Raw genomic sequence first — 25,546 nt, 5'->3', positions numbered from 1 at the left:
CCGTCCCTCCCGCATGTCCGCCTCCGGGCCTACGAGACGGACGTGGACATCTCGAACCAGACCACCTTGCCCGTCGAGAGCCGGGTCGCCCCCCATCGCTTCGCCAGCCGGTTGACCAGGAACAGACCGCGCCCGCCCTCGTCCGTCTCGCGGGCCCGGCGCTGCCTGGGCAGCTGCGGGGAGTCGTCGCCCACCTCGCAGCGCAGCATGTCCGTGCGCAGCAGCCGCAGGGTCACCGGGCGCTCCGCGTACCGCACGGCGTTGGTCACCACCTCGCTGACGAGCAGCTCCACCTCGTCCGAGAGGTCGTCCAGCCCCCACCGGCTGAGGGCCCGGCGGGCGAGCCTGCGGGCCCGGCCCGGGGCGGCGTCCTCCGGCTCCAGGAACCAGTAGGCGACATCGCTCGGGGCGATGCCGTCGAAACGGGCGGCCAGCAGCGCGATGTCGTCGTCACGGTCGCCCGGGCCGAGCATGTCGAGCACGTCGTCGCAGAGCGCTTCCAGCGGCGGCGAGTGGTCCGGCCCGGTCAGCTGGGCCGTGGCCGCGAGGCGCTCGCGCAACATCTCGATCCCGGTCCAGACGTCGCGTATCCGGGACTCGACCAGACCGTCCGTGTACAGCAGCAGCGTGGCCCCGGCCGGGGCGTCCAGCTCGACGGCCTCGAAGTCGACCCCGCCGACGCCGATGGGCGCCCCGGGCGGCACCCGCAGGACCTCGGCCCGGCCGCCCAGGTGGAGGAGCACGGGCGGCGGATGGCCGGCGTTGGCGATGGTGATCCGGTGGGCGACGGGGTCGTACACCGCGTACAGGCAGGTCGCCATGCGGTCGCTGCCGAGCCGCTGCGCCTGTTCGTCCAGGTGGTGCAGGATCTCCTGCGGCGGCAGATCCAGACCGGCCAGCGTCTGCGCGGTCGTGCGCAGCTGGCCCATGATCGCCGCCGACGTCATCGAGTGGCCCATCACGTCGCCGACGACCAGCGCTACCCGGCTGCCGGGCAGCGGGATCGCGTCGTACCAGTCTCCGCCGACCCGGGCCGTCTCGGCGGCCGGGAGGTAGCGCGAGGCCAGGCGCACGCCGGTGGGCTGGGGGAGCGAGTCGGGCAGCATCGTGCGCTGCAGCTCGTCGGCGATGTACGCCTCACGCCCGTACAGCACCGCCTTGTCGATGCCGAGCGCGGTGTGCGTCGCCAGCTGGGCGGCGACCAGCAGGTCGTTGGCCTCGAAGGGCGGCCGGTCCGTGCCCCGCAGGAACACGGCGGCGCCGATCACCCGGCGCCGCCCGCGCAGCGGTGCCAGGATCGCCCGGTGGCCCGTGGGCACGCTCCGGCCCGCGCCCAGCAGTTCGGGCAGTGCGACGCGGGCGGCCGCGGAATCCCCGAACACCGGCCGCACGCCCCGCAGGACCTCGGCCAGCGCGCCCCCCGCCAGCACCTCGCAGAGGTCGGCGGCGGGCATCGGCCCGGTGTGCGGGCCGATGACGGGCAGCCTCAGCCGCTCGCCCTCCGGGCCGCCGTCGGCGTCCTCCTCGGCCAGCCGCAGCCTGTCCGTGCGGCGCAGCCGCAACACGAAGGGACTGACCGGACGCTCGTCACCCACCGGGAGCGGGTCGCGGAGGTAGACGAGTATGGCGTCGGAGAACGTGGGCACACTGGCCCGGCAGAGGCCCAGCACGATCTCGTCCAGGTCTATGCCCCGGGCGATCCGGCGGGTCGCCGCACCCACGAAGCGCAGCCGGTCACCCTCGCGACGGGCGGTCGCCTGGTGGTCCGCACCGGGAGCAGCGATCTCCGGGCCCGAGGGCGGACCCGGATTCGGAGCCGCGGAGGGGCCGGGGATGGAAGCGGTGGCAGCGGCGCCCGGGGCCGGGGCACCGGGGGCGTCCTCCTGCTGCCGCGGCCGGGCGCGTTCCTGCGGCCTGGCGGCGAGGGGCTGCCGGCCTTCGTGGGAGGTGGGATGCTCCGTCACGCGTGGGATTCCGTCCGTCCGGGCCGGTTGTACGAGGCGGTCACAGTCACCTCGGGGGGTCGCGCCACTGTGCCCCGGCGAGCGCGGTGAGAACAACGCCTGTCACCGGATGCCCCGGTGAGCGGGGCCGAAACCGGACGGCCCCGCGGTGGGCCGATATCGGTCTGTCCGGCGACGGGGCAGCAGGCAGCGCGCACGTCTCCACCCCCTCGTAGTGGCTCGTTCGCCCGCACGGGTCACCCGGCTCCGTGGGCCGTGCGACACATGCGATGTGTACGGTGACTTGTGGTCAGATCCCCTGTGGCGCCCGCCGGTTGCGGTGAGCGGTCCGGAGGAGCGGCACACGGGGGGTGATCCTACGTTTGCCCCCTGGGATGCACCAAGGGTCTCACGACAGGCTGTGGACAGGGGGGCGGTCCCAGTCATCCGGCAGGCGCGGAACCTCCCACCGGGGATCGGGCCGCCAGTGCTCCCAGCCGTCGGCGAACGGGGAGCCCCAGGCGCGGATCACCTCGAGCGCGGCGTGCCCGGCCGCCCGGACCCGGTGCGCGGTGGCCCGGTCCATCAGCCCGACCCGCTGCGCCTGGGCGAACTCGTCCTCGTCCAGCCACTCCCAACTGCGATCGGGATGCACGGAGATGTCGAGGAAGTGGTCCCGGGAGTCCACTCCTCCGGCCCAGCGTGAGCGGGGCTCCTCGAGGTTGACGTACCAGTTGCGGAAGAGCCAGCCTCGGTCCCAGAAGAGCCACACCGACCAGGGATCGCCCGGCCGGGCGAGCTTGAGCACACCCGAGCCGAACCAGCGCGAACGCACCGTGGTGCGCGGCCGGGTGTAGCGGGTGGCGAGCGGCTCGGCGTGCACCTGGGTGCCGTCGGCGAGCACCGGCCTCACGCACTCGGTGCCCGATGCCATCCACACGGCGAGCAGTTCGTCGGTGTCCTGCACGACGGTGACCGGCCGGCAGATGTGCACGGCGTCGTCACCGCCGTTGCCCCGGTAGCGCCAGAGGATCTGGTCCCCCGGCACCCAGCGCGCGCCGCCACCCGCTTCTGTAGCCCCTGCTTCCGTGGCTGTCATGAAAAGATCTTAGGGCCTCTCGTCCGGATGGGACCGGGCTCGCGCGCCCGGCGTCGCCCGCCGCGGTACGGGGTCACGGCCGTGTCATGCGCAACACGTCCAGGGCCTCGTCGAGCTGCTCCACCGTCAGGTCGCCGCGCTCGACGTATCCGCCGGACAGCACCGTCTCGCGGATCGTGGTGCCTTCGGCCAGCGACTTCTTGGCGACCTTCGCCGCCTCCTCGTAGCCGATGTACTTGTTCAGCGGGGTCACGACCGAGGGCGAGGACTCCGCGTACGTCCGGGCCCGCTCCACGTTGGCGGTGATGCCCTCGACCGTCCGGTCGGCGAGCAGCCGCGCGGCGTTGGTGAGCAGCCGCACCGACTCCAGCAGATTCCTCGCGATGACCGGAAGCATCACGTTGAGCTCGAAGTTGCCGGCCGCTCCCGCCGCGGCCACCGTGGCGTCGTTACCCGTCACCTGGGCCGCGACCATCAGGACGGCTTCCGGGATGACCGGATTCACCTTCCCGGGCATGATCGACGAGCCGGGCTGGAGGTCGGGCAGGTTGATCTCGGCCAGTCCGGTGCGCGGACCGGAGGCCATCCAGCGCAGGTCGTTGCAGATCTTCGTGAGCGAGACGGCGACGGTGCGCAGCTGCCCGGACGTCTCGACGAGACCGTCCCGGGCGCCCTGCGCCTCGAAGTGGTTGCGGGCCTCGGTGAGCGGCAGCCCGGTCGTACGCGCGACCTCGGCGATCACGGCGGCGGAGAACCCGGGCGGCGTGTTGATCCCGGTACCCACCGCCGTACCACCGAGTGGCAGTTCGGCGAGGCGGGGGAGCGAGGCGTGCAACCGCTCGACGCCGTAGCGGACCTGCGCGGCGTAGCCGCCGAACTCCTGGCCCAGCGTGACGGGTGTGGCGTCCATCAGGTGGGTACGGCCGGACTTCACGACCTCCGCGAACTCGGCCGATTTCCGCTCCAGGACGGCGGCCAGGTGTTCCAGTGCCGGGATCAGATCGGCGGTGACGGCGGCGGTCGCGGCGATGTGGATGGAGGACGGGAAGACGTCGTTGGACGACTGGGACGCGTTGACGTGGTCGTTGGGGTGGACCTCACGGCCCAGGCGCTCGGTGGCGAGCGTGGCGACGACCTCGTTGGTGTTCATGTTGGACGAGGTGCCGGAGCCCGTCTGGAACACGTCGATGGGGAAGTGCTCGTCCCACCGCCCGGCCACGACCTCCGCCGCCGCCTCCTGGATCGCGTCGGCGATCTCCGGGTCGAGCACCTCGAGTTCGGCGTTGACCTTGGCGGCAGCGGCCTTGATCCGGCCGAGGGCCTCGATGTGCGCGCGCTCCAGCCGCCGGCCGGAGATGGGGAAGTTCTCCACGGCTCTCTGCGTCTGGGCCCGCCACTTGGCGTGCGCGGGTACTTCCACCTCACCCATCGAGTCGTGCTCGATGCGGTACCGGGTGCTGTCGGCCGATCCGTCCATGGTTGGTAAACCTCCTGCTGGAGCGAGCGCGGGCCTGGCCCGTCGTATTCCCGCTCCCTTGTACTCCAGCCCCGGTGCCTCACGGGGCATGCGGACCGCGCGCCACGGATCGCGGGGTGCGCGGCCTCTGCCTGATCCGGCCTGGTCCGGGCTGATGGCCCTGCCGCAGCCGGGTGGTCAGCCGGCCCACCGTCCCGAGAGGAAGGCGAGGGCGAAAACGGTCGTCAGGGGCGCGGCCACGCACAGGTACGCGGCCAGGAACCGCGGTCTGCGCAGGCTCCACAGGGCCAGCGTGATCCACAGCGGCCACCACAGGAGAGTGGCACGGGGGACGGACGTGTACCAGTAGGAGGTGCCCAGGGCCCACAGGCTGAGGGCGATGTACAGGGCCTCGGCCGGCCGTCGCCGGCGGACCAGCAGGCCGCACAGGAGGAGCCCGACCACCATGGCGGCGAGTTCGGCCTGGGACATGAAGGCGTACCCGGTGGTCTGGGCGTGGCCGAAGGCGGCGTTCCAGGTGTTGCCCCATGCCTCCCAGGGGGCGTGGAAGGTGCGGTACCAGCCCTGTTCCTGGGCGTGCTTCCAGGCCATCCAGTCGCCGGTGCGCGTGTGCAGGTAGTACGTGTAGGCGGCTGCGGGCAGGGCGGGCAGGGCCAGCCACGGCAGGTGGCGCGCGCGCCGGTGTGCGGGTGCCGACAGCAGGAAGTGGAGGACGAGGGCGGCGGCGAGGAAGAGGCCGCTCACGCGGACCGTGGTCGCCAGTGCGGTCAGCGTGGCCGCGAGAGGCCAGTGGTGGCGGCGGGCGGCGAGCCAGGCGGGGAGGGCCAGCGCGAGGAAGAGGGACTCGGTGTAACCCGCGGCCAGGAACACCGCGCAGGGCGAGCACAGGAGCATCAGGACGGCACGTCGGCCCGCTTCCTTCCGGGGCAGGTGCAGCCGCGCGATCCGGGCCAGCGCCAGGACGGCGACGGCGCCGGAGACGAAGGAGATCAGCAGGCCGGCCGCGGTCCAGTGCGGGACGACGGTGTGGACGGCCCGCAGGACGAGGGGGAAGCCGGGGAAGAACGCCTCACGGTGGTCCCACCCGGCCGTCCAGGGGCCCGCCTGCCCGGGGAAGTAGCCGTCTCTGGCTATGTGCAGGTAATGCCCCCAGTCCCACTGCTCGAAGGACGACGCGACCGAGCCGGCCTGATGGGCACCGCGGTCCGCCGGGAACAGGTGACGGGCGGAGTAGGCGGTGGTCCAGACGGCCGCGCGCGTCAGCAGGTACAGCCACAGGACCTGACGGTCGGCCGTGTCCAGGCGGAAGGGCAGGGAGCCGAGGAGGCCCCGAGGCGAGAGGCGGGGGCCGGCCTCGCCCTCTGCCGGCGGGGGTGCCTGAAGCCGTTCCCGCGTCGCGGAACGGTGTACGGACACGGGCGCGCTCTCACGCGGCCTGGACGACGTGGCGGACATACGTTGCTCTCTCGGAAGGGGAGGCGTGCGGGACCGCCCGGCGGCGCCGGGCCCGGGGCCGGGTGGGTCAGGGCGCGGAAGTGGTGGTCGCTGCCCCCTCGGGCGGGGGTGGGGGCGGGCTCGATTCGGTCGGAGTACCGCCCGGCATGCGCGTGCCGGGCGGCCAGGTGGGGGTCTTCGACGGGCTCGGGCCGCCGCTCGACGGCGGCAGGCCGGTGGTGGGGGCGGGAGCGGGCGGGGGCGTGCTGTGCGTCGCACCGGTCGCCGGCGCCGCGGGGGCCGGGGCGCTCCTCAGGGACGTCGACGTGGCGACGGTCCCGCCCACGAGGACCAGGCAGCCCGCCGCGAGTGCGGCGAGCCGCCGCCGGTGGGCCCGGCGGCCGCGTTCGGCGATGCGGGCCATCGGGGCGGGGACGGCGCGGGACCGCCCGGCCGCAGCGGCTTGTTCGAACAACGATCGCAGCGGGTCGTGGGGCTCAGGCACCGGTGACCTCCTCCATGCGCGGGTCCTGCAGGCGGTGAGCGAGCGCGGCGCGGCCGCGGACCAGGTGCGTCTTGACGGTGCTGGCGGACAGGCCGGTCTCATCGGCGATCTGCTCGACCGTGAGGTCGCACAGGTAATGCAGGGTCAGCGTGCGGCGCTGCCGGGGCGGCAGCCCTCGCAGCGCCTCCACCAGCGCCACGCGCTCCGGCCCCGGACCGTCGATGTCCGGCGGCGCGCCGGTGCGCGTCCACGCGTCCGCCGTACGCCGCCGCAGGCGCCATCGGCTCACCGCCAGACGCCATGCCACCGTGCGGATCCACGCCTCGGGCTGCCCGTCGCGGTCCAGCTGCCGCCGCCGGTTCCACCCCTTGACGAACGCCTCCTGCACGACGTCCTGCGCCTCGTGCAGGTCGCCGAGCATCACGTACAACTGCCCCGTGAGACGCGCGGCCCGCTGGGCGTAGAACTCTTCGAACTCCTCGACGGTCAACGACCACTCCCGGATCTCTCGCTTCACCAGGCATACGCCTGGCGCGGGGCTTCCGGTCGACACGGAGTACGACAAAAGAAAGTGATGGTCGTCACGGAACCGGACGCCGGGGACCCGTCGCCCGCCGGCGTCCGGGCCCGCATGCCGAAGGGGCGCCCCGGCCCGTGGCCGGAGCGCCCCTTCGGTCCTCGGTCGGTCAGCCCAGGCCGGGACCGCGGACCGGGATGCTGGTGAAGGTGGGGGCAGGGGCGGGCTCGGTGAAGAAGTCGTTGCCCTTGTCGTCGACCACGACGAAGGCCGGGAAGTCCTCGACCTCGATCCGCCAGACCGCCTCCATGCCGAGCTCCTCGTACTCGACGACCTCGACCTTCTTGATGCAGTCCTGCGCGAGCCGCGCCGCCGGGCCGCCGATGGAGCCGAGGTAGAAGCCGCCGTGCGCGTCACAGGCGTCGGTCACCTGCTGGGACCGGTTGCCCTTGGCGAGCATCACCTTGGAGCCGCCCGCCGCCTGGAACTGTGCGACGTAGCTGTCCATCCGGCCGGCCGTGGTCGGGCCGAAGGATCCGGAGGCGTAACCCTCGGGCGTCTTCGCCGGGCCCGCGTAGTACACCGGGTGGTCCTTGAGGTACTGCGGCATCTCCTCGCCCGCGTCGAGCCGCTCCTTGATCTTGGCGTGCGCGATGTCGCGCGCCACGACCAGCGGGCCGGTCAGCGAGAGCCGGGTCTTGACCGGGTACTTCGTCAGCTCGGCCAGGATCTCGTCCATCGGACGGTTCAGGTCGATCTTCACCACGCTCCCGGACTCGTCCAGGTGCTCGTCGGTGGTGTCCGGCAGGAAGCGCGCCGGGTCCTTCTCCAGCTGCTCCAGGAACACACCCTCGGCGGTGATCTTCGCGGTCGCCTGGCGATCCGCCGAGCAGGACACGGCGATGGCGACGGGCAGCGACGCACCGTGGCGGGGGAGGCGGACGACGCGCACGTCGTGGCAGAAGTACTTGCCGCCGAACTGAGCCCCGATGCCGATCTTCTGGGTCAGCTCGAAGACCTTCTGCTCCAGCTCCTTGTCCCGGAAGCCGTGACCGGTCGGGGAGCCCTCGGCGGGCAGCTCGTCCAGATAGTGCGCGGAGGCGTACTTGGCGGTCTTCAGCGCGAATTCGGCCGACGTACCGCCGACGACGATGGCCAGGTGGTAGGGCGGGCAGGCCGCCGTACCGAGCGAACGGATCTTCTGCTCCAGGAACTTCATCATGGAGTCCTCGTTGAGGACCGCCTTGGTCTCCTGGAAGAGGAACGACTTGTTGGCCGAACCGCCGCCCTTCGCCATGAAGAGGAACTTGTACGCGCCGCCGTCGGTGGCGTACAGCTCGATCTGCGCCGGAAGGTTCGAGCCGGTGTTCTTCTCGTCCCACATGGTCAGCGGGGCCATCTGCGAATAACGCAGGTTGAGCTTCGTGTACGCGTCGAAGATGCCGTGGGACAGGGCCTCCTCGTCACCGCCCTCGGTGAGCACGTTCTGCCCGCGCTTGCCCATGACGATCGCCGTACCCGTGTCCTGGCACATGGGCAGGACACCCGCGGCGGCGATGTTCGCGTTCTTCAGGAGGTCCAGCGCGACGAACTTGTCGTTGGACGAGGCCTCGGGGTCGTCCACGATGCGTCGCAGCTGCGCCAGGTGGGCCGGGCGCAGATAGTGCGAGATGTCGTGCATGGCCTCGGCCGCGAGCGTGCGCAGAGCCTCCGGAGCCACCTTGAGGAACGTACGGCCGTCGGCCTCGAAGGTCGAGACGCCCTCGGCGGTCACCAGCCGGTACGGCGTGGTGTCCTCTCCCAGAGGGAGCAGATCGGAGTACGCAAACTCTGGCATTACGGCCATTCCTCACTCGGCGACAGCGGCTGACCTCCCTTGGGCAGCGCATCCACCAGGGTAGAACGCCGTCGGCGCGCCGAGTCTGTGAGGTAGGGCTCACCCCGGAGCGCCTGCTCCGGCACGCCGGATTCCGCACAAGACCGTAGAGGTACTGGTCGCGATCTATCGCGTCTGGGTACGCTGGGCCGGTGGACCTCGAGAAGCAGCCCCAGCAGCCCGTCGCTCCGGCCGGTCCCGCGCCCGCCGGCATCCGTGCGTCCGACGCGGACCGCGACCGGATCGCGGACATCCTGCGAGAGGCCATGGCGGAAGGCCGGCTGACCGCCGAGGAGCACGCCGAGCGGGTCGACCTGGCCTACCGGGCCAAGACCGTCGGCGAGCTCGAGCCCTTGGTGAGTGACCTGCCGGCGAGCAGGGGCGCCGCCCCCCGGACCGCCTCTCCCCACGGCTACGGCCCCGACACGCCGGCGGGACCCGCCGAGAACCTCGTCGCGGTCTTCAGCAGTTCCACCCGCAGGGGCCGCTGGCGGGTGGGCGGCCGGACGAACTCCTTCGCGCTCTTCGGCAGCGTCGAGATCGATTTGACGGAAGCCCTTTTCGGCCAGCGTCTGACTGTCATCAATGCGACGTCCATCTTCGGCAGTGTCGAAATCAAGGTGCCGGAGAACATTTCCCTGCGTGGCAGCGGCACCGGTATCTTCGGCAATTTCGAGGTCGACACACTGGAATCCACCGACCCGGAAGCCCCCGTGGTCGTCGTGAACGGCTATTCCGTCTTCGGGAACGTCGAGGCAAAGCCCAAGCGGGGCAGGCTCGTCGCCAACCTCCACGCCCAGCTGCGCAAACACCTCGGCCGCTGAGGACGCCTGGCCGATTCCCGTCCCGCCGCATTCCGGCCAGAACACGGCCGCGCGGTCTTGTCGGCGGTCGAAGTGGGGACCACTCAGTGCATAGGCGTGCGTACAGCGGGTAGGGAGTGCTGCATCGCCTCTCGCTCACGAAGCCCAAGTCGTCGTCAGGAGTGGACCGTGCTGCAACTGCCGCATCAGCCCCTGCAGGTCGCCGCCGTGCCGTCCCAGCGCAATCCCGCGCGGGAGGACCAGACGGGGCCCTGGCATGCGGAGGCGGTGTGCCGCCGGGACGAAGCCGGGCTGTTCTTCGCCCCGTCGAAGGAGCCGACTGCTGCCCGACTGTCCCGCGAGGAAGCGGCCAAGCAGGTCTGTGGCCGCTGCCCGGTCATGGTGGAGTGCAGGGAACACGCGCTCGTACAGCCTGAGCCGTACGGGGTGTGGGGCGGCCTCACCGCCGCGGAGCGCCGGGTGGTGCTCGCCCGGCGGCGCAGGCGCGACATCGAACTCAAGGCGGCGGCCCCGGCGGAGCGCATAGCCGCTGCGGGCTGACGTCCCGGCGCAGGGGCCTGACGTCCCGGTGCGCGGTGCCTTGACGTTCCGGTGCGGGGTCCGACGTCCCGGCGCACGGGCCTGACGTCCCGGTGCGCAGGTTCGGATGTTCCGGCGCGTGGAGCTGACCCCTGTGCGTCGGACCTGATCCCTGTGCCTCGGACCTGATCCGTGCGTCGGACCTGATCCGGCGTACGCGCAGCTCCCGCGCGCCGGCCCGGACGCACCGGGCGGCGGCCCTGATGTTCCTCGCGCGGACCGGCGGACCGCGGGGGCTGCCCGCACGAACAGCCCCCGTGGTCCTGCCGACCGGTTCTACTTGCCGCGGTCGAAGTCGATCGCGCTGTAGGCACGCAGCTTGGAGAGCCGGTGCGTGGAGTCGATCTTCCGGATCGTGCCCGACTTGGAGCGCATCACCAGGGACTCCGTGGTCGCCGTCTCCGCGCGGTACCGCACACCGCGCAGCAGCTCACCGTCGGTGATGCCGGTGGCGACGAAGAACACGTTGTCCCCGCTGACGAGGTCGTCCGTCGACAGGACCCGGTCCAGGTCGTGCCCGGCGTCCAGCGCGCGCTGCCGCTCGGCCTCGTCCTTGGGCCAGAGCTTGCCCTGGATGACACCGCCCAGGCACTTTATGGCGCAGGCCGAGATGATGCCCTCGGGCGTGCCGCCGATGCCCATGAGCAGATCGACGCCGGTCCCTTCGCGGGCCGCCATGATCGATCCGGCGACATCGCCGTCGGAGATGAACTTGATCCGGGCGCCCGTCTCCCGGATCTCCCTGACGATGCCCTCGTGCCGGGGGCGGTCGAGGATGACGACGGTGACGTCCTCGGGGGTGGAGCTCTTGGCCTTGGCCACGCGCCGGATGTTCACCGACACCGGGGCGTTGATGTCGACGAAGTCGGCGGCCTCGGGGCCCGTGACCAGCTTGTCCATGTAGAAGACGGCGGACGGGTCGAACATGGCACCGTGGTCCGCGGCGGCCAGCACGGCGATCGCGTTCGGCATGCCCTTGGCGTTGAGCGTGGTGCCGTCGATCGGGTCGACGGCGATGTCGACCTCGGCGCCGGTGCCGTCGCCGACCCGTTCGCCGTTGAAGAGCATGGGCGCCTCGTCCTTCTCGCCCTCACCGATGACGACGATGCCGTTCATCGAGACGGTGGAGACGAGGGTGCGCATGGCTTTCACAGCGGCGCCGTCGGCGCCGATCTTGTCGCCGCGCCCGACCCAGCGCCCGGCGGCCATCGCGGCGGCCTCGGTGACCCGGACCAACTCCAGGGCCAGGTTGCGGTCGGGGGCCTCCGGGGAGACCTCGAGCTGGGACGGCAGATGATGCTCGGACATCGGAGCGCACCTTTCTGTACGACGACGACCGGAAAGAGGGTGCTGTGACTCTATCGGTAGGTCGATAAAATGAGCAGTGCGGGTCACGTATGAGCGGCGCCCCGCTGGCTGGTTCCCTACGGCCCCATGCCACCATTGACTCCGTGGCAAGCAAGCGAGGCAAGCAGACGGTCCGGGACATGTTCCTGTCGATGCTCGTGATCACCGCAGTGGCGGGCGGCGTCTACATCTTCATCCCGCACGACGACAAGGCCGACCCCCTCAAGGCCGTCGACTACCGCGTCGAGCTCGCCACGGCGAGGCGTGCCGCACCGTACCCGGTGGCCGCCCCGGACGGGCTGCCGAAGGGGTGGAAGCCGACCTCCGTCTCCTACGAGGGGCGCAACGGCGCGGGCTGGCACCTCGGTTTCCTGGACCCGGACGGCGGTTACGTCGCGGTGGAGCAGTCCACGACCCCGGCGGACAAGTACGTGCCCCAGGTCAGCCAGCACGCGGAGAACACCGGGCGCACGCAGCAGGTGGCCGGCCAGGCGTGGCAGCGCTGGGAGGGCTCGAAGTACGACGCCCTCGTGCTGCACGGCAAGGGGGCGACCACGGTCGTCACGGGCTCGGCCCCGATGGAGCGGCTGACGGAGATGGCCGCGGCGCTCGAGACGGGTGCCTGACCCGCTTTCGTCCCCGACACCCACTGCTCCGTCGTACGCGAAGCTTGTGTGCGGGGCGCCCCTGTGCGCGTCCTTGTATGCGGAGTCCCTGTATGCGGAGTCCCTGTACGTGGCGTCGCTGTACGCGGCGTCGCTGTACGTGGAAAGGCCCCGCGGCGCTCGGCGCCGGGGGCCTTTCCACTGGACCGGGTGTGCCGGTCAGACGGTCGTGACGACCTCGTCGTACGACAGGCGCGGCAGACGCGGGAACCAGGCGTCCTCGCCCGGCTTGCCGATGTTGACGGCCATCAGCAGCTTGTGGTCGCCGTCCAGGAACTCCTTCTCGATGCCCGCGGCGTCGAAGCCGGTCATCGGGCCGGCGGCCAGGCCGGCGGCGCGGACGCCGATGATGAAGTAGGCGGCCTGCAGCGCGGCGTTGAGGAGGGCGGACTGCTCGCGGACCGGGCGCTCGGAGAAGAACGCGTCCTTGGCCTGCGGGAAGTGCGGCATGAGGGCCGGAAGCTCCTCGTGGAACTCGTGGTCCGCGACGAGGAGCGCGACCAGCGGCGCGGCGGCGGTCTTCGGCCGGTTGCCCTCGGCCATGTGCTTGACGAGACGCTCGCGGCCCTCGGCGGAGCGGACCAGGACGACACGCAGCGGCGACTGGTTGAAGGCGGTGGGGCCGTACTTGACCAGGTCGTAGATCGCCTGGACCTGCTCGTCGGTCACCGGCTCGTCGGTGAACGTGTTGGCGGTGCGGGCCTCGCGGAAGAGGAGGTCCTGGGCGGCGGGGTCAAGAACGAGGGACATCTGGGGAACTACCTTCCGGCGGTACGGGGTGAGCGATGCGATCACCGTAGCCGAGAAATAGGTTAACTTTCAACTAAATCAGCGCCGGGGTGATCCACCGCACAGCGCCCGGTGAACAACCGCAAGCACCCGGTGAACCGGGCGCCGGCGCCCGGTCAGCCGGTGCCGCTGCCCTCCGAGGGCTCTTTCGGACGGGCCAGCGCGGCGTCCAGCCGGGCGCGCGCACCCTCGAGCCAGCGCCGGCACACCTTCGCCAGCTCCTCGCCGCGCTCCCACAGGGCCAGCGACTCCTCCAGCGTCGTGCCGCCCGCCTCCAGGCGGCGTACGACCTCGATCAGCTCGTCCCGCGCCTGCTCGTACCCGAGCGTGCCCGTCGCGGCAGCCGCCGTCGTCCCGTCGTCCGTCATGTGATCCACCTTATGCGTGAGGTATGACAACCCGGGCCGCCCGTCACCGGGTAGCAGTCACCGGGAATCCGCCGGTCACCGGATCGCCGGCACCGGGATCCGCCGGTCACTCGTCCGTGTCACCCGGATCCGCCGGCCACCCGTCCCGCGGGATCCGGATCGGCCGGTCACCCGTCCGGGTCGGCCGGTCACCCGTCCACCCGTACCCTGAACTCGCCCTCGGAGACGCGGGCCCGCAGTTCTCCGCCTGGGGGACCGGCGTCCTCGGGAGAGCGCACGACGTGCCCGTCCGGCCGTTGCAGCACCGCGTACCCCCGTTCCAGCGTGGCCGCGGGCGAGAGGGCGACCACCCGGGCCCGGGTGTGCGCGAGCTCGCTGTCGGCGCGGTCCAGCAGGTGCCCCAGCACCCGCCGGCTCCGCCCGGTCAGGGCGTCGACCTCCGCCTCCCGCTCGTCCACCATCCGCTGGGGCCGCTCCATCGACGGCCTGCCCAGCGCATGCGCCAGCCCCCGCTCCTCCCGGTCGATGAGCCCCCGCAGGGTCCGCAGCGACCGGTCCCGGAGCTGTTGGACGCGGTCGAGCTCCTCGCCCACGTCGGGTACGACCTTCTTCGCCGCGTCCGTCGGTGTCGACGCCCGCAGATCGGCGACCAGGTCCAGCAACGGGGAGTCCGGCTCGTGGCCGATCGCCGACACCACCGGCGTACGGCACGCGGCCACCGCACGGATCAGCTGCTCGTCGGAGAACGGCAGGAGGTCCTCCACGCTGCCGCCGCCCCGCGCGACGACGATCACGTCGACCTCGGGCAGTTCGTCGAGCTCCCGCACCGCCTGGACCACCTGGCTGACCGCGTGCACGCCCTGCACGGCGGTGTTCCGCACCTCGAAGCGCACCGCGGGCCAGCGCCGCCGGGCGTTCTCCAGGACGTCGCGTTCGGCCGCCGATGCGCGGCCCGAGACCAGGCCGATCAACTGCGGCAGGAACGGCAGCGGCTTCTTGCGATCCAGGGCGAAGAGTCCCTCGGCGGCCAGCGCCTTCTTCAGCTGCTCCAGCCGGACCAGCAGCTCCCCGATGCCCACCGGGCGTATCTCCGTCGCCCGCAGGGACAGTTGCCCACGCGGCGCGTACCACTCGGGCTTGGCGAGGACGACGACGCGCGCGCCCTCCGTGACGACGTCGGCGATCCGGTCGAAGACCTGCCGGAAGCAGGTCACGCTCACCGAGATGTCGTGGGACGGGTCGCGCAGCGTCAGGAAGACCACACCCGCGCCCGGCCGCCGCGACAGCTGGGTGATCTGCCCCTCGACCCAGACCGCACCGAGCCGGTCGATCCACCCCCCGATCAGCCGCGACACGTCGCCGACGGGCAGTGGGGCTTCCGGGGACGTAGTGAGAGCCATACGGGCGAGCGTATCGGCCGGTGCCGACATCCGAGGCCGCCCGCGCGCGCATCCGCGGCCCGGGCCGCCCGTGCCGAGCGCGCCCGCTCACGCCGCCCTCGCGCCCGGCCGGCCCGGCCCACCCCGGGCCCGGACCGCCCCGCACGCCTCGCGCGCAGGCGGCCCCTTCCGTGCCCGCGCACTCAGGCGGCCCCGTCCCCGTACCCGCGCATTCAGGCCTCCCGCCGCCCCCACTGCACGGCGAGCACCACCAACCCGACCCCCAGCCAGCACAACCCGACCAGCTGGGCGCTCGTCGTCGCCTCCCAGATCACCGCGACCAGCACCCCGGCACCCACCACCGGCATCAGGACATGGCGCCACCAACTCGGCGGGCCCTCCATCCGGCGCACGGCGAACCAGCCCACCACCGACGCGTGCAGCAGCACGAACGCCGTGAGCGCCCCGATGTCCACGACCGACACGAGATGGTCCAGTCCGTCGTCGCGCCGGGCCGCCCACACAGCGGCCACCAGCGTCACGACCGCCGCGCACGTGATCGCCACGCGCGGTACCCCGGACGTGCCGTCGATCCGGGAGAGGAACGAGGGGAGCCGCCGTTCGCGCGCCATCGCGAACACCAGCCGCCCCGCCGCCGCCTGCCCGGCCAGCGCGGCGAAGGCGGCGCCGACCGCCTTGCTGACGGCCACCAGGTCGTGCAGCCAGGTCCCGACCGAGGCGTCGACCGCGTCGTAGAAGGCCGATCCCTGCTTCACCGGCGCGGCCGCCAGCTCCGCCGAGGACACCGGCTCCAGCAACGCCGCCAGGTACGACTGGACGACGAACAGCACCCCGGCCAGCACCAGGCAGAACAGCACCGCACGTGCCACCTTCGCCGAGCCCCCCGTGACCTCCTCCGCGAACGAGGCGATCGCGTCGAAACCCAGATACGACAGCACCGCGACGGACACCGCCCCCAGGACCGCCGTCATCGAGAACCCGGAGTCACCGGTGAGCGGGGTCAGCCAGCCGCGCTGCGCCCCGTCCCGTACGAGCACCACCACGGCCGACACCACGAAGACCAGCAGCACCGCGATCTCCATGGCGAGCACCGCGAAGCCCACCCGGGCCGCCGCCCGGACGCCCCACAGGTTGAGCAGCGTCGTCAAGACCACAGCGATCGCCGTCCACACCCACCGCGACACGTCCGGCACCAGCGCGTTCATCGCGATCCCCGAGAAGAGATAGGCGACGGCGGGGATGAGCAGATAGTCCAGCATCGCCATCCATCCGGCGATGAACCCGGGCCCCTCGCCGAGGCCCTTGCGGGCGTAGGCGAAGACGGAGCCGGCCAACGGGGCGACGTGGACCATCTGGGCGTAGCTGAAGGCGGTGAACGCCATCACGGCGGTCGCCACGAGGTACACGAGTGCGACGGCGCCGCCCGACTTCGCGTCCAGGGTGCCGAAGACGCCGACCGGGGCCATCGGGGCGATGAACAGCAGCCCGTAGACCACCAGGTCCCTGAACCCGAGTGTGCGCCGTAGTCCCTGCTGGTCCGCGCTGCTGCCGGCCATGAACCCTCCGTCGCTCGCCTGCCCCGCCACACAGGGCTTCAGTCTCCCGACCCCGCCGATCCGGCGCCTGTTCGGTACGGCCTTACGATGGGACGCATGACTGCTTCGCCTGCCCGCCGAGTCCTGCTCGCCGCACCCCGTGGCTACTGTGCCGGCGTGGACCGTGCCGTGATCGCCGTCGAGAAGGCCCTGGAGCAGTACGGGGCCCCGATCTACGTCCGCCACGAGATCGTGCACAACAAATACGTCGTGCAGACCCTGGAGAAGAAGGGCGCGATCTTCGTCGACGTCACCGCGGAGGTCCCTGAGGGCTCCATCGTGATGTTCTCCGCGCACGGCGTCGCGCCGACGGTCCACGCCGAGGCCGCCGAGCGCAAGCTGGCCACGATCGACGCGACCTGCCCGCTGGTCACCAAGGTCCACAAGGAAGCCGTCCGCTTCGCCAAGGAGGATTACGACATCCTCCTGATCGGCCACGAGGGCCACGAGGAAGTCATCGGGACGAGCGGCGAGGCCCCCGACCACATCACGCTGGTGGACGGCCCCGAGGACGTCGCCAACGTCTCCGTGCGCGACGAGTCGAAGGTCGTCTGGCTCTCCCAGACCACACTCTCCGTCGACGAGACGATGGAGACGGTGGACGCGCTCAAGGAGAAGTTCCCGCAGCTGCTCTCCCCGCCGAGCGACGACATCTGCTACGCCACGCAGAACCGCCAGGTCGCGGTGAAGAAGCTCGCGCAGGACGCCGAGCTGGTCATCGTCGTCGGCTCGAAGAACTCGTCCAACTCCATCCGCATGGTCGAGGTCGCCCTGGACGCGGGCGCACCCGCCGCGCACCTGGTGGACTTCGCCGACGAGATCGACGAGGCCTGGCTCGAGGGCGTCACCACGGTCGGCCTCACCTCGGGCGCGTCGGTTCCCGACGTCCTGGTCGACGGTGTCCTGGAATGGCTGGCCGAGCGGGGTTACGGGGACGTGGAAACGGTGAAGACGGCGGACGAGTCGATCACGTTCTCGCTGCCGAAGGAGCTCCGCCGCGACCTGCGTGCCGAGGCTGCGGCGCTCTCGGCCGAGTGACGCGGTAAGAGCGGGGACCGGTCGGGCCGCGTACGCCGCACACGCGGGCAACGGGCCCACGGGACACGCGAATCGCTCCCCGGGGAGTGATCCGCGCCACCTCCCCGTACCGTGGTTCCATGGAGATCTTCGGTGTGGACATCGGCGGTTCAGGGATCAAGGGTGCGCCCGTGGACCTGGACCGCGGAGAGCTGGCGCAGGAGCGCCACAAGGTACTGACACCACATCCGGCCACGCCCGAGGGCGTGGCCGACGGTGTGGCCGAGGTCGTCGGCCATTTCGGCTGGCAGGGCCCGATCGGCATCACGTTCCCCGGTGTCGTCACCGGCGGCATCACCCGTACCGCGGCCAACGTGGACAAGGGCTGGATCGACCTGGACGCCCGGAAGCTGCTCAGCGGCCGTATCGGGCAGCCCGTCACGATCCTCAACGACGCCGACGCTGCCGGGGTGGCCGAGATGACCTTCGGCGCGGGCCGGGACCGCAAGGGCACCGTGATCGTGCTGACGCTGGGCACGGGGATCGGCAGTGCCGTCTTCACCGACGGGCAGCTCGTCCCCAACACCGAGCTGGGGCACCTGGAACTGCACGGGCACGACGCGGAGAAGCGGGCCTCCACGAAGGCCAAGGAGGACGAGGACCTGAGCTGGCAGCACTGGGCGCACCGGGTGCAGAAGTACCTGGTCCACGTCGAGATGCTGTTCTCGCCCGCGCTCTTCATCATCGGCGGGGGCGTGAGCCGCAAGGCCGATAAGTTCCTGCCGCTGATCGAGAACGTACGGGCCGAGATGGTCCCGGCCCAGCTGCAGAACAACGCGGGCATCGTGGGCGCCGCCATGGCGGCGGCGGCCAAGTGAGCGCGAGCGGACCGGGGAAAGGCTAGGAGCCGGGATTCAGGGGCGGGGGCGGCGGGCGGCCTGGGCGGCAGTCCTCACCAGGTGCCGCTGCCGCTCCCGCATCTGCCGGATCTTGCGCACGGTGGCGATGATCCCCGCGACGAGCGTGCCGCCGTACAGCCAGCCCGCGTGGACGGCCAGCGCGGTGACGACGGCCATCATCTGACCACCGAGGCCGCCCGTGCCCCCGGCGACGGGGATCACCCCGACGGCGAAGGCGATGGGCACGCCGATCGGTGCGGTGACCAGGTCGGCGGGGCGGACCCAGAGGGCGGTCAGCGCGCTGACCGGCAGGAACAGCAGCCCGAACACGATTTCGGAGCTGCCCAGGAGCAACCGGTCCAGGCAGGCCAGCAGGAACATGGTCAGGGCCGCGAAGAGCCCCGCGCCGATACCGGTCAGCCGGGGATTGGGGAAGCGGCGCAAGGCGAGGACCACGGGCGCGACCGCGCCGCCCCGGGGCCTTCGCGCCGACGTCCGCCCCGGCCCCACGGCCGGATCCGCCCCGGGCGCGGCCGAAGCGACAGGGGCAACCGTCACCGTCACCGGAAGGGCGGCCTCGCCCTCGCCCGGGCCACCCGGCGGGGACAGCGGGGCCTGGTGGGGCTGCCTGCGCTGCGGGCTACGTGTCCTGTGCTGGTCCACCTGGACAACCTAGGTGGCGCAGCGGGCTCTTTCGGGCGTTGGACACGCGCTTTGGCCGACCTTGGTCCTGCGTTCGATGCCACACGGCCGAAACGGTGCCGTTCCGCCCCGGACCGGTCTCCGCCTCCGCACCCGTGACGGGCGGCTCCGCCCCGCCCGTAAACTGGAGAATCGGTCCACTCCCGGCCCGCCCGCACAGCCCCCGCTCCTCACTTCAGGAAGTCGCCAACGTGTCGCTCACGATCGGAATCGTCGGCCTGCCGAATGTCGGCAAGTCGACCCTGTTCAACGCCCTGACCAAGAACGACGTGCTGGCGGCCAACTACCCGTTCGCCACCATCGAGCCGAACGTCGGCGTCGTGGGCGTCCCCGACCCGCGCCTGAACAAGCTCGCCGAGATCTTCGGCTCCCAGAAGCTGCTCCCCGCCACCGTCGACTTCGTCGACATCGCGGGCATCGTGCGCGGCGCCAGCGAGGGCGAGGGCCTGGGCAACAAGTTCCTCGCGAACATCCGCGAGTCCGACGCGATCTGCCAGGTCATCCGCGCCTTCAAGGACGAGAACGTCGTCCACGTCGACGGCAAGGTCTCGCCCAAGGACGACATCGAGACGATCAACACCGAGCTGATCCTGGCCGACCTCCAGTCCGTCGAGAAGGCCGTCCCGCGCCTGACGAAGGAGTCCCGCCTCCAGAAGGACAAGGTCGCGGTCCTCGCCGCGGTCGAGGAGGCCCAGAAGATCCTCGAGGCGGGCGACACCCTCTTCTCCAAGGGCATCACCGCCGGTACGGAGAAGGGCCGGCTCCTCCACGAGCTGCACCTGCTCACGACGAAGCCCTTCCTCTACGTGTTCAACGTCGACGAGGACGAGCTGGTCGACGAGGACTTCAAGAACGAGCAGCGCGCGCTGGTCGCCCCGGCCGAGGCCATCTTCCTCAACGCCAAGATCGAGTCGGAGCTCATCGAACTCGACGACGACGAGGCTCTCGAGCTCCTCCAGTCGATGGGCCAGGAAGAGCCGGGCCTCGCCACCCTCGGCCGCGTCGGCTTCGACACCCTGGGCCTCCAGACCTACCTGACGGCAGGCCCGAAGGAGACCCGCGCCTGGACGATCAAGAAGGGCGCCACGGCCCCGGAGGCGGCCGGTGTGATCCACACCGACTTCCAGAAGGGCTTCATCAAGGCCGAGATCATCTCCTACGAGGACCTGATCGAAACGGGCTCCGTCGCCGAGGCCCGCGCCAAGGGCAAGGCGCGCATGGAGGGCAAGGACTACGTGATGCAGGACGGCGACGTGGTGGAGTTCCGCTTCAACGTGTAGCGGGTGACTTGTCACCACGTCACTGATCTGGCAACCATGCAGGTCCTCGGCGCGCTCGCCGTCGTGGCCGCGCTCGCGATGGCGGCCTCCCGGGTGTGGGTCGGCGCCCACTACCCGCACGACGTCGCTGCGGGCCTGTTCGTCGGCGCGCTGGTCGCCCTGCTCCTCTCGCCGGCCCTGCGTTCGCGCTCCGAGGCGCTCGCGCGACGGCTGACCGGGACACCGCTGAGGCCGCTCCTGGTCTCCTCGTGAACCGCTGGCGTGCGGCCCGGCCGGCGCTGTCGGTCGCGGCAGGGTGTGCGGTGGCCTTCGCGGTGCTGGCCGTGCTCGCGGGCGCATGGGCGGGGTGCTCCGGTCCTCGCCGACCAGCAGCTCCACGAGTGGTCGGTGGGTCACCGGCCCGCTCCCGCCGTAGCCGTCGCCAGGGCCGTGACGTACACGGGCACCGGAGTCATTCCCTACGCACTCGCGGCTGCGGCGGGCGTGTTCGCCCGACGGCGTGCCACGGTGCGTCAGCGGGTCGCCGCTGCGGCGATCGCTCTCGGGTGCCTCGTCGGCGGTCAGGCGGTGCGGTACGAGGTCATGGATCTGGCCGCCCGGCCGCGTCCCCCGGTGGGGCAGTGGATCGGGGCGGTGCTGGTACGCGGCTTCCGGTGCGGTACCGCGCTGGTGCTGCTGATCGGGAGCTGGGGCGCCCTGGTCGGGATCAGCCGGGTCCATCTGGGCGTGCACTGGTTCACCGACGTCTTCGGCGGCTGGCTGTTCAGCACTTTCTGGCTGTGCCTGTGCGCCGGACTGCTGGCGCGCTACGGGCCCGCGATGCGCTGCCGTACGTCGCACCAACATCCGCAGCCGTCGGGTGCCTCCTGACTGCGGGGGAGCAGTGGGTTCTGGTGGTCGAGGACGATCTTGCCCTGCGGCGGCGTCCTGCTCAGAGGGGTAGGGGAAGAGGGCTTCACGACGCTGACCGCGCAGGACGGCGCCGGAGCGCTGCGGCTGGCCGGTGACACGGTCGATGCGGTGGTGCTGGACGTGGGCCTTACCGATGCCGACGGGCGCGATGTGTGTCAGACGTCGCGGGCCAACGGGTTCTTCGCACCGGACACCCCTCACCGCCCGTCACCATGTCAGTGATCCGGCCGCCTCAGTGGCTTCTCCGCAGGCGGGGCGATTACCTGCTCCGGTTGCGCCACGGCCGGTTGCTCCCGGCTCCGTACGCCCGGTAGGCCATAGGCCGCGGTGCTGGCGGTGGCCATGGACACGCCGGGTGAGGTCACCGTGCCTCACGCTTCGGGTACTGATTGGGCAAAAGCTCGCCATCTTCCCGCGTGTTCTGCCGTGATGCCGGGCAACCGCAACTGCGGTGATCGGTGCAGCGCGCTGGGCGCGGTGACGCCCTGACCGTTGCGATGGGTGAGTGCGAAGGGTTATGGGCGCGATGAAGAAGGCCGGCCAGCCGGTGATACCTCAGGCCGGTGGGTTGACGATGCCCGAGACGGTGGACAGCCCCGCGCGGAGGGATCAGCCGACGGGCGGGGTGGCGCGCTGGCTGCTGCGGCATCAGGTGCACCCGGTGGGGCCGGCGGCCGGCGACGACCACGCCGAGACACAGCCCTGGTGGAAGGTGATGTGCCTGACGGGCGTCGACTACTTCTCAAGCCTGGCTTACGTCCCGGCGATCGCCGCGCTCGCCGCCGGGGCGGTCTCGCCGCTGGCCACGCTGCTGATCGTGGCACTGACCCTGGTGGGGATGCTCCCGATGTACCGGCGGGTCGCCAAGGAGAGTCCCGACGGGGCGGGTTCGGTCGCCATGCTGGAGGACCTGCTGCCGTTCTGGTGGGGCAAGCTCTTCGTCCTCGTGCTGCTCGGGTTCGTCGCCACCTCATGGATCATCACCATCACCCTGTCCACGGCGGACGCCTCGGTGCACGTGGTGGAGAACCCGTTCTTCCCCGCCGTGCTCCACGGCCACGAAGTTGCCATGACGGTGGTACTGCTGCTGGTCCTGGGGGGCGTGTTCCTGATCGGGTTCAACGAGGCGGTCAAGGTCGCCATCCCGCTGGTCGCCGTCTTCCTGATCCTCAACGCGGTCGTCATCGCCGTCGGCATGGTGGACGTCTTCACCACCGCGGGTGTGTTCTCCTCCTGGACCGACGCGCTCGGCGACGGCGGAGGAAGCTTCGGCGACCTCGCAGGACCGGCCCTGCTCGCCTTCCCCCTGCTGGTCCTCGGCCTGTCCGGGTTCGAGACCGGCGTGAGCATGATGCCGATGATCGCCGCCAGGGGCTCCGACGCACAGGAGCGGCTGCGCGACCGCATCCGCAACGCCCGCCGGCTTCTGACCACCGCCGCGGTGACCATGAGCGTCTACCTGCTGGCCTCCAGCTTCGTCACCACCGCCCTCATCCCGCACGAGGAGTTCGAAGCCGGCGGGGCAGCCAACGGCCGCGCCCTGGCCTACCTGGCGCACCAGCACGTCGGCGAGGTCTTCGGCACCGTCTACGACATCAGCACCATCCTCATCCTCTGGTTCGCCGGCGCCTCCGCCATGGCCGGGCTGATCAACATCGTTCCCCGCTACCTGCCCGACTACGGCATGGCCCCGGAATGGGGGCGCGCGGTCCGCCCCGTGGTCCTGGTCTACACCGCCCTGTGCATCGTCATCACGATCGCCTTCGGCGCCGACGTCGACGCCCAGGCCGGCGCGTACGCCACCGGAATCCTCGCCATGATGGTCTCCGGTGCCCTCGCCGTCACCGTCTCCGTCGCCCGCCGCCGCCGACGGGTGGCCACCGCCGGTTTCGCCCTGCTCACCGCGGTCCTGCTCTACGCGCTGATCGCCAACGTCGTCGACAAGCCGAACGGCATCGCCATCTCCGGACTGTTCATCATCGGCATCATCGTCGTGTCCCTGATCTCACGCGTCTCACGTACCACCGAACTGCGCGCCGACCGCATCGTCTTCGACGACACCGCCCGCCGCTTCGTCGCCGACACCCTGGCCCACGACCGGTCCATCAACATCATCGCCAACCGCCGCGAGGCGGGCGACGCTGCCGAGTACGCCGCCAAGGAACGCGAGCAGCGCGGCACCAACCCCGTCCCGGGCCCCGCAGACGTCATCTTCCTGGAGATCGACGTCGTCGACCCCTCCGACTTCAGCGAGACCCTCACGGTCCACGGCACCGAGGTCGACGGCTACCGCGTCCTGCGCGCCAAGGCCCCTGCCGCCCCCAACGCCATCGCCGCGATCCTCCTCGCCCTGCGCGACGCCACCGGAGTCCGTCCCCACTGCTACTTCGCCTGGGCCGAAGGCAGTCCCCTGCGCCACATGCTCCGCTACTTCCTCCTCGGCCGCGGCGACACCGCCCCCGTCACCCGCGAAATCATCCGCAGCAACGAACCCGACCCCGACCAGCGCCCCGGAATCCACGTCGGTGGATGACCCGCTCCCCCTGGTGGGGGCGGCGGAAGCCGGACGACGGGGATAGAAAGCAGGCGCGTTGATCCCGTCTCACGCCCCGGGCTGCGGCATGCGGCGGGCCGAGCACGCCCTACTCCTCGTCATGGTCGTCCTGGGCACAGCTGGAGTCCTCATCGAATCGATATGGCTCCTCGGGCTTGCCGCCTGGGCCCTCATCGCGGCCGGACTCATCGAGATGGTCTACCGGCCTTGAACGCACAGCACCCGAGGCGTGGGACCGTTGCCGTGACGCTATGTGGTCGGCACGCCGAAGGCCCCTCGGGCAGCGGCTCCGCCGCCGGCGTGCTGAATGAGTCTCACCCGTGAAGGCCGCCCGCCGGCGGTGAGGACGGCCGCGAACGTGGTGCCCATGCCGTCGGCGTCGTGGTGAGCGGGCCGGTGAAAGCTCGGCGGCCGGCGTCATCAGTCCGGCGGCGGTACTGCCGCTCCGGCCGGCGAGGGAGCCATGGCCGGGGTCGGAGCCGGATCGTAGGATGGCGCCATGTCCTGCACTGTCCAGTCGCCGAGCCGCCGCCCCGCCGGGCGCAGTGTCGTGTTGCTGGTGCTGGCGGTGCTGGCCGGGGTGCTGGCGATGCACGGGCTGGCCCCTGGCGCGGTGCCGGCGAAGACTGCGACGGTGGGCAGCGGGCACGGTGTGGCGATGGTCCACGAGAAGGACGTCGAGGCGGCCGCGGACTGTGTGCACGCCGGGGGCGGATCGGGGCATGCGCAGCATGTGGACGCGACCTGCGCGGCGGCCGGTGTAGGCGCCCCCTATGCTCCGCCCCCGCTGGCTTCCGCACCCGGCGTCCCGCCGGCGGTACGGGTGCTGTCCAGCGGTGCGGCCGGTTCTCCGGAAGGTGGGCGCGCGCCGCCCGACTTGGCCGAGCTGCAACTCCTGCGGATATAGGACCGCCCGCACGGCACGCTTGAGGCCCGGCACCGCCCGGGTGGAAAGCGGTGCCGTGCTCCGGATGTGTTCTCTTTCCGCCTCGGCGCATGCCCGCAGCAGGGCTGCGCATCAAGGAGTCGCACCACCATGAACAAAAACCTCATCCGCCGCACGGCCCTGGTCGCCGCCGCGGGCGCCGCCTCGCTCCTGCTCGCCGCGTGCGGGTCGAGCGACGGCGCTTCCGCCGGGCACGACGGGCACAGCTCGTCGTCACCGGCCTCCGCGTCCGCCTCGGTGTCGCAGGGGCAGCACAATGCCGCCGACGTCGCGTTCGCCAAGGGGATGATCCCTCACCACCGGCAGGCCGTCGAGATGGCTGACCTGACACCCTCCAGGGCTGAGTCCGCCGAGGTCAAGGAGCTCGCCGGCGAGATCAAGAAGGCCCAGTACCCGGAGATCAAAACCCTGTCGGGGTGGCTGACCTCCTGGGGTGAGACGGTTCCCGCCGAGGGAGCCATGGACCACTCCATGCACGACATGGGCGGCATGATGACGGCCGAGGACATGGACAGCCTCACGAAGGCGTCCGGCCCGGCGTTCGACACCGCCTTCATGGAGGTGATGATTAAGCATCACGAGGGTGCGGTGGAGATGGCGAGGACGGAGAAGGCCGACGGCTCCTTCCCCGACGCCACGAAGATGGCGGACGCCATCATCACCTCCCAGACCGCAGAGATCTCCCGGATGAACAGCCTGCTCGGCAAGAACTGACCCGCCCGACACCACGGGGCCGTGCCCGCCCGCCCGGCGTGCACGGCCCTGTCACACCACCGTCGGAACACCCCCCGGGGGTATGGCGTTCGTTGGAGACGGAC

24 protein-coding genes and 1 pseudogene are annotated in these 25,546 nt (G+C 71.3%); 12 read left to right on the top strand and 13 right to left on the bottom strand.

The genetic code is table 11. From position 1 onward, the window contains the following. Positions 1 to 29: 29 nt before the first annotated feature. The 7 genes from QFZ58_RS13685 to QFZ58_RS13655 all read right to left on the bottom strand — a co-directional run bounded on the left by QFZ58_RS13685 (position 30) and on the right by QFZ58_RS13655 (position 8,812). A complete protein-coding gene (locus tag QFZ58_RS13685; protein ID WP_307125204.1) occupies positions 30 to 1,964 on the bottom strand; it encodes a SpoIIE family protein phosphatase in 1,935 nt (644 codons plus the stop codon). Positions 1,965 to 2,352: 388 nt separating this feature from the next. Further along, entirely contained in the window at positions 2,353 to 3,042 is a 690-nt protein-coding gene (locus QFZ58_RS13680; RefSeq protein WP_307125203.1) for a DUF402 domain-containing protein, read from the bottom strand. A gap of 73 nt (positions 3,043 to 3,115) precedes the next feature. Continuing rightward, a complete protein-coding gene (locus tag QFZ58_RS13675) occupies positions 3,116 to 4,519 on the bottom strand; it encodes an aspartate ammonia-lyase (RefSeq protein WP_307125202.1) in 1,404 nt (467 codons plus the stop codon). A 177-nt stretch (positions 4,520 to 4,696) separates the two neighbouring features. Beyond that, complete coding sequence (locus tag QFZ58_RS13670) at positions 4,697 to 5,974, bottom strand: mannosyltransferase family protein (RefSeq protein ID WP_307125201.1); 1,278 nt, start codon at positions 5,972 to 5,974, stop codon at positions 4,697 to 4,699. Positions 5,975 to 6,041: 67 nt separating this feature from the next. Beyond that, positions 6,042 to 6,458 (bottom strand): hypothetical protein, encoded by a 417-nt coding sequence (locus tag QFZ58_RS13665; RefSeq protein ID WP_307125200.1) that lies wholly within the window; start codon positions 6,456 to 6,458, stop codon positions 6,042 to 6,044. Then, a complete protein-coding gene (locus tag QFZ58_RS13660) occupies positions 6,451 to 6,948 on the bottom strand; it encodes a SigE family RNA polymerase sigma factor (protein WP_307128854.1) in 498 nt (165 codons plus the stop codon). Before QFZ58_RS13660 ends, QFZ58_RS13665 begins: the two co-directional genes overlap by 8 nt. Before the next feature lie 196 nt (positions 6,949 to 7,144). After that, a complete protein-coding gene (locus tag QFZ58_RS13655; RefSeq protein WP_307125199.1) occupies positions 7,145 to 8,812 on the bottom strand; it encodes a fumarate hydratase in 1,668 nt (555 codons plus the stop codon). A gap of 191 nt (positions 8,813 to 9,003) precedes the next feature. Between QFZ58_RS13655 and QFZ58_RS13650 the strand changes: the two genes are divergently transcribed. After that, positions 9,004 to 9,675, top strand: a complete 672-nt coding sequence (locus tag QFZ58_RS13650) for a DUF1707 domain-containing protein (protein ID WP_307125198.1) — start codon at positions 9,004 to 9,006, stop codon at positions 9,673 to 9,675. Positions 9,676 to 9,843: 168 nt separating this feature from the next. Then, a complete protein-coding gene (locus QFZ58_RS13645) occupies positions 9,844 to 10,215 on the top strand; it encodes a WhiB family transcriptional regulator (RefSeq protein WP_307125197.1) in 372 nt (123 codons plus the stop codon). 315 nt (positions 10,216 to 10,530) lie between these two features. On the opposite strand, the gene glpX is transcribed toward QFZ58_RS13645, so the two are convergent. Continuing rightward, complete coding sequence (glpX, locus tag QFZ58_RS13640; protein ID WP_307125196.1) at positions 10,531 to 11,562, bottom strand: class II fructose-bisphosphatase; 1,032 nt, start codon at positions 11,560 to 11,562, stop codon at positions 10,531 to 10,533. A gap of 143 nt (positions 11,563 to 11,705) precedes the next feature. Here glpX and QFZ58_RS13635 point away from each other — a divergent pair, with 143 nt between their 5' ends. Further along, the gene (locus tag QFZ58_RS13635; RefSeq protein WP_307125195.1) at positions 11,706 to 12,227 is read left to right on the top strand and encodes a DUF4245 domain-containing protein; all 522 of its coding nucleotides are present in this window, start codon (positions 11,706 to 11,708) and stop codon (positions 12,225 to 12,227) included. 198 nt (positions 12,228 to 12,425) lie between these two features. On the opposite strand, the gene QFZ58_RS13630 is transcribed toward QFZ58_RS13635, so the two are convergent. From QFZ58_RS13630 to QFZ58_RS13615, 4 genes are all read right to left on the bottom strand, one after another. Beyond that, a complete protein-coding gene (locus QFZ58_RS13630) occupies positions 12,426 to 13,016 on the bottom strand; it encodes a malonic semialdehyde reductase (protein WP_307125194.1) in 591 nt (196 codons plus the stop codon). Between the two features lie 155 nt (positions 13,017 to 13,171). After that, entirely contained in the window at positions 13,172 to 13,423 is a 252-nt protein-coding gene (locus tag QFZ58_RS13625) for an exodeoxyribonuclease VII small subunit (protein ID WP_307125193.1), read from the bottom strand. Between the two features lie 188 nt (positions 13,424 to 13,611). Continuing rightward, positions 13,612 to 14,823 carry an exodeoxyribonuclease VII large subunit gene (gene xseA / locus QFZ58_RS13620; protein ID WP_307125192.1) on the bottom strand — a complete coding sequence of 404 codons (1,212 nt, stop codon included), beginning with the start codon at positions 14,821 to 14,823 and terminating at the stop codon, positions 13,612 to 13,614. 212 nt (positions 14,824 to 15,035) lie between these two features. Beyond that, on the bottom strand, positions 15,036 to 16,379 hold the full coding sequence (locus QFZ58_RS13615) for an APC family permease (protein ID WP_307125191.1): 1,344 nt from the start codon (positions 16,377 to 16,379) through the stop codon (positions 15,036 to 15,038). A gap of 87 nt (positions 16,380 to 16,466) precedes the next feature. On the opposite strand from QFZ58_RS13615, the gene QFZ58_RS13610 reads away from it, so the two are divergent. Further along, positions 16,467 to 17,456 (top strand): 4-hydroxy-3-methylbut-2-enyl diphosphate reductase, encoded by a 990-nt coding sequence (locus QFZ58_RS13610; RefSeq protein ID WP_307125190.1) that lies wholly within the window; start codon positions 16,467 to 16,469, stop codon positions 17,454 to 17,456. 119 nt (positions 17,457 to 17,575) lie between these two features. Then, positions 17,576 to 18,313 carry a polyphosphate--glucose phosphotransferase gene (gene ppgK / locus QFZ58_RS13605; RefSeq protein ID WP_307125189.1) on the top strand — a complete coding sequence of 246 codons (738 nt, stop codon included), beginning with the start codon at positions 17,576 to 17,578 and terminating at the stop codon, positions 18,311 to 18,313. 36 nt (positions 18,314 to 18,349) lie between these two features. Here ppgK and QFZ58_RS13600 read toward each other — a convergent pair whose 3' ends face one another. Continuing rightward, entirely contained in the window at positions 18,350 to 18,997 is a 648-nt protein-coding gene (locus QFZ58_RS13600) for a DUF6542 domain-containing protein (RefSeq protein WP_373428546.1), read from the bottom strand. A 230-nt stretch (positions 18,998 to 19,227) separates the two neighbouring features. On the opposite strand from QFZ58_RS13600, the gene ychF reads away from it, so the two are divergent. The 7 genes and pseudogenes from ychF (at position 19,228) to QFZ58_RS13565 (ending at position 25,442) form a co-directional block, all read left to right on the top strand. Continuing rightward, a complete protein-coding gene (gene ychF, locus QFZ58_RS13595; RefSeq protein WP_307125188.1) occupies positions 19,228 to 20,316 on the top strand; it encodes a redox-regulated ATPase YchF in 1,089 nt (362 codons plus the stop codon). Positions 20,317 to 20,361: 45 nt separating this feature from the next. Continuing rightward, positions 20,362 to 20,568 (top strand): annotated as a pseudogene (locus QFZ58_RS13590) (phosphatase PAP2 family protein); the annotation flags it as partial. Between the two features lie 135 nt (positions 20,569 to 20,703). Further along, on the top strand, positions 20,704 to 21,186 hold the full coding sequence (locus QFZ58_RS13585; RefSeq protein WP_307125187.1) for a hypothetical protein: 483 nt from the start codon (positions 20,704 to 20,706) through the stop codon (positions 21,184 to 21,186). 616 nt (positions 21,187 to 21,802) lie between these two features. Beyond that, positions 21,803 to 23,761 (top strand): amino acid transporter, encoded by a 1,959-nt coding sequence (locus QFZ58_RS13580; protein WP_307125186.1) that lies wholly within the window; start codon positions 21,803 to 21,805, stop codon positions 23,759 to 23,761. 58 nt (positions 23,762 to 23,819) lie between these two features. After that, positions 23,820 to 23,993 carry a hypothetical protein gene (locus tag QFZ58_RS13575; protein WP_307125185.1) on the top strand — a complete coding sequence of 58 codons (174 nt, stop codon included), beginning with the start codon at positions 23,820 to 23,822 and terminating at the stop codon, positions 23,991 to 23,993. Between the two features lie 288 nt (positions 23,994 to 24,281). After that, entirely contained in the window at positions 24,282 to 24,689 is a 408-nt protein-coding gene (locus QFZ58_RS13570; RefSeq protein ID WP_307125184.1) for a DUF6153 family protein, read from the top strand. A gap of 129 nt (positions 24,690 to 24,818) precedes the next feature. Beyond that, positions 24,819 to 25,442: a DUF305 domain-containing protein gene (locus QFZ58_RS13565; protein WP_307125183.1), complete on the top strand. Its 624-nt coding sequence runs from the start codon at positions 24,819 to 24,821 to the stop codon at positions 25,440 to 25,442. Positions 25,443 to 25,546 lie beyond the last annotated feature (104 nt).

Origin of the sequence: Streptomyces sp. B1I3, assembly GCF_030816615.1 — a bacterium.
GTDB lineage: Bacteria > Actinomycetota > Actinomycetes > Streptomycetales > Streptomycetaceae > Streptomyces.
This window is presented reverse-complemented; position numbering and strand designations above follow the sequence as displayed.

Bases quoted from the DNA above. Each gene is read 5' to 3' on its own strand.
- QFZ58_RS13680 (WP_307125203.1), bottom strand. From the start codon at position 3,042: ATGACAGCCACGGAAGCAGGGGCTACAGAAGCGGGTGGCGGCGCGCGC.
- QFZ58_RS13675 (WP_307125202.1), bottom strand. From the start codon at position 4,519: ATGGACGGATCGGCCGACAGCACCCGGTACCGCATCGAGCACGACTCG.
- QFZ58_RS13670 (WP_307125201.1), bottom strand. From the start codon at position 5,974: ATGTCCGCCACGTCGTCCAGGCCGCGTGAGAGCGCGCCCGTGTCCGTA.
- QFZ58_RS13655 (WP_307125199.1), bottom strand. From the start codon at position 8,812: ATGCCAGAGTTTGCGTACTCCGATCTGCTCCCTCTGGGAGAGGACACC.
- glpX (WP_307125196.1), bottom strand. From the start codon at position 11,562: ATGTCCGAGCATCATCTGCCGTCCCAGCTCGAGGTCTCCCCGGAGGCC.
- QFZ58_RS13630 (WP_307125194.1), bottom strand. From the start codon at position 13,016: ATGTCCCTCGTTCTTGACCCCGCCGCCCAGGACCTCCTCTTCCGCGAG.
- QFZ58_RS13625 (WP_307125193.1), bottom strand. From the start codon at position 13,423: ATGACGGACGACGGGACGACGGCGGCTGCCGCGACGGGCACGCTCGGG.
- xseA (WP_307125192.1), bottom strand. From the start codon at position 14,823: ATGGCTCTCACTACGTCCCCGGAAGCCCCACTGCCCGTCGGCGACGTG.
- QFZ58_RS13615 (WP_307125191.1), bottom strand. From the start codon at position 16,379: ATGGCCGGCAGCAGCGCGGACCAGCAGGGACTACGGCGCACACTCGGG.
- QFZ58_RS13610 (WP_307125190.1), top strand. From the start codon at position 16,467: ATGGGACGCATGACTGCTTCGCCTGCCCGCCGAGTCCTGCTCGCCGCA.
- ppgK (WP_307125189.1), top strand. From the start codon at position 17,576: ATGGAGATCTTCGGTGTGGACATCGGCGGTTCAGGGATCAAGGGTGCG.
- QFZ58_RS13580 (WP_307125186.1), top strand. From the start codon at position 21,803: ATGCCCGAGACGGTGGACAGCCCCGCGCGGAGGGATCAGCCGACGGGC.
- QFZ58_RS13570 (WP_307125184.1), top strand. From the start codon at position 24,282: ATGTCCTGCACTGTCCAGTCGCCGAGCCGCCGCCCCGCCGGGCGCAGT.
- QFZ58_RS13565 (WP_307125183.1), top strand. From the start codon at position 24,819: ATGAACAAAAACCTCATCCGCCGCACGGCCCTGGTCGCCGCCGCGGGC.